Origin of the sequence: Mesorhizobium sp. M7A.F.Ca.US.005.03.2.1 (assembly GCF_003997795.1) — a bacterium.
In the GTDB taxonomy this organism is placed as follows: Bacteria; Pseudomonadota; Alphaproteobacteria; order Rhizobiales; family Rhizobiaceae; genus Mesorhizobium; species Mesorhizobium ciceri.
In genome coordinates this window covers 1-2560 of sequence record NZ_RZRP01000876.1, presented here as the reverse complement: position 1 = coordinate 2560, position 2560 = coordinate 1, and the positions used below count along the sequence as shown (strand labels likewise).

General features: G+C 63.3%; 3 protein-coding genes. All 3 read left to right on the top strand.

Annotation, left to right across the window (positions count from 1 at the left end; genetic code table 11):
• Positions 1–714 (top strand): phosphopentomutase (locus EN991_RS31840; protein ID WP_127370238.1); only part of this gene is annotated, 714 nt, incomplete at its 5' end.
• A complete protein-coding gene (gene mutM / locus EN991_RS31835; protein WP_127370237.1) occupies positions 707–1597 on the top strand; it encodes a bifunctional DNA-formamidopyrimidine glycosylase/DNA-(apurinic or apyrimidinic site) lyase in 891 nt (296 codons plus the stop codon). The genes EN991_RS31840 and mutM, both read left to right, overlap by 8 nt.
• 132 nt (positions 1598–1729) lie before the next feature.
• The gene (locus tag EN991_RS31830) at positions 1730–2503 is read left to right on the top strand and encodes an enoyl-CoA hydratase (protein WP_127370236.1); all 774 of its coding nucleotides are present in this window, start codon (positions 1730–1732) and stop codon (positions 2501–2503) included.
• Positions 2504–2560 lie beyond the last annotated feature (57 nt).

Below are 2560 nucleotides of genomic sequence, written 5' to 3'. Positions count from 1 at the left end.
GTCCTGCAAATCGCCGCGCATGAAGTCCATTTCGGCCTCGATCGGCTTTATGAATTCTGCCAGGTGGTGCGCAGGCTGGTTGACCCGCTCAGGATCGGACGGGTGATCGCGCGGCCGTTCGTCGGCGAAACCACCGCCACTTTCGAGCGGACATACAACCGTCATGACTACGCCGTGCCCCCGCCGGAACCGACCCTGCTCGACCGGCTGACGGCGCGTGGCAGCCGTGTCATCGCCGTCGGCAAGATCGGCGACATCTTCGCCCATCGCGGAATTTCGCAAGTGCGCAAGGCGGCAGGCAACATGGCTATGTTCGACGAAGCGCTGGGTGCGATGGATGATGCCGGCGACGGTGACCTCGTCTTCGCCAATTTCGTCGACTTCGACACCGAATTCGGTCACCGCCGCGATGTCGCGGGCTATGCTGCAGCGCTCGAGGCCTTCGACCTGCGGCTGCCGGAGGCATTTGCGAGGCTGCGGCAGGGCGATCTTCTCATCCTGACGGCCGACCACGGCAACGACCCTACCTGGGCCGGGACCGATCACACGCGCGAGCGCGTTCCGGTGATCGGCACTGGACCGGGTCTCAAGGGCGGCGACATCGGACTGAGAACGACATTCGCCGACATCGGCGAAACCGTGGCCGAGCATCTCGGGCTGGCGCCCGGACGCTACGGCACTTCTTTCTATGCGGCGATCGGCGGTCATGCCTGAGTTACCGGAGGTCGAAACCGTCCGGCGCGGACTTCAGCCGGTTCTGGAAGGCGCCACCATCGCCCGCGTCGAGGCGCGCCGACCGGATCTGCGCTTTCCATTTCCCGAGAAATTCGCGCAGCGACTGGCCGGCAAGACGATCACGGCACTCGGCCGCCGGGCCAAGTATCTGACGATGGACCTGGAAGGCGGCCCCGCGCTGATCTGCCATCTCGGCATGTCGGGCTCATTCCGCATCGAGACGGCTGATGGCAGCGACATGCCCGGCATCTTCCGGCACGACCGCTCGAAGAGCTCCAATCACGACCACGTCGTCTTCCATGTCGTGTCTCCGGCCGGTACCCGATCGCGCGTGATCTTCAATGATCCGCGCCGCTTCGGCTTCATGTTGTTTGCGGAAGGACTGCCGGACGTTCATCCGATGCTGGCTGGACTTGGCGTCGAGCCTACGGGCAACACATTGGACGGTGCGCTGCTTTCCTCATTGATGAAGGGGCGGAGATCACCGCTGAAGGCAGCGCTTCTCGACCAGAGGCTGATCGCCGGGCTCGGCAATATCTATGTGTCGGAGGCGTTGTGGCGTGCGGGCCTGTCGCCGCTGCGCGAGGCGGGCACGATCGCCAGGCCCGGAAAGAAAGCCCAGGCCCAAAGCGAACACCTCGCGCAAGCCATTCGTTCGGTGATATCGGATGCGATCGCAGCCGGCGGTTCCTCACTGCGGGACTATATGCAGACCGATGGGTCGCTGGGCTATTTCCAGCACGCCTTCGCCGTCTACGACCGCGAAGGCGAGGCCTGCTCCAAGCCCAGTTGCGGCGGCCACATCGAGCGTATCGTGCAGAGCGGCCGATCGACCTTTTATTGCCGGACATGCCAGCGATGAGTCAGAGCAATTCCAGGAAAAGCGAGGGCGGTTTTCCGTCCGAAATTGCATCAAGACAAGGAGATGGAGCGGTTCTGCGTTTCCGTGAAACGATGAACCGCTCTAGACGAGCGTAAGCAAGGAGAAGCAGCCATGACCTATGAGACGATCATCACCGAGACGCACGGCAAGGTCGGGCTGATCACGCTGAACAGGCCGCAGGCGCTCAACGCGCTGAACTCCCAGATCCTGACCGAGGTGGTGGCAGCCGTGAACGGGTTCAGCGCCGATCCCGGTATCGGCGCCATGGTCATCACCGGTTCCGAAAAGGCTTTCGCGGCGGGCGCCGATATCAAGGAGATGCAGTCCATCTCCTATGCGGACGCCTACGCCCAAGACTTCTTCGTCGGCTGGGAGGAACTGACGCGGGCGCGAAAGCCTATTATCGCGGCGGTGGCGGGCTATGCACTCGGCGGCGGTTGCGAGCTGGCGATGATGTGCGATTTCATCATCGCCGCCGACACGGCCAAGTTCGGCCAGCCCGAGATCACGCTCGGCGTCATTCCAGGCATGGGCGGGTCACAAAGGCTGACCCGCTTTGTCGGCAAGTCGAAGGCGATGGACATGTGCCTGACCGGGCGGATGATGGATGCCGCCGAGGCCGAGCGTTCTGGCCTGGTGTCGCGGGTCGTGCCTGCCGGCGAACTTGTCGAGGAGGCGCTGGAGGCCGCGGCCAAGATCGCCGCTTTCTCGCTGCCATCGGTGATGATGGCAAAGGAAGCTGTCAACCGCGCCTTCGAGACGACGCTTGCCGAGGGATTGCGGTTCGAGCGCCGGCTGTTTCACTCGCTGTTCGCACTGGACGATCAGAAGGAAGGCATGGCGGCCTTTGCCGAGAAGCGGAAGCCGAATTTCACCAACCGCTGACGCCAATCCCTTGGCTTCGAAGAAGATGGCTGTTGGCCGCCAAAAAGAAGGCCAGGC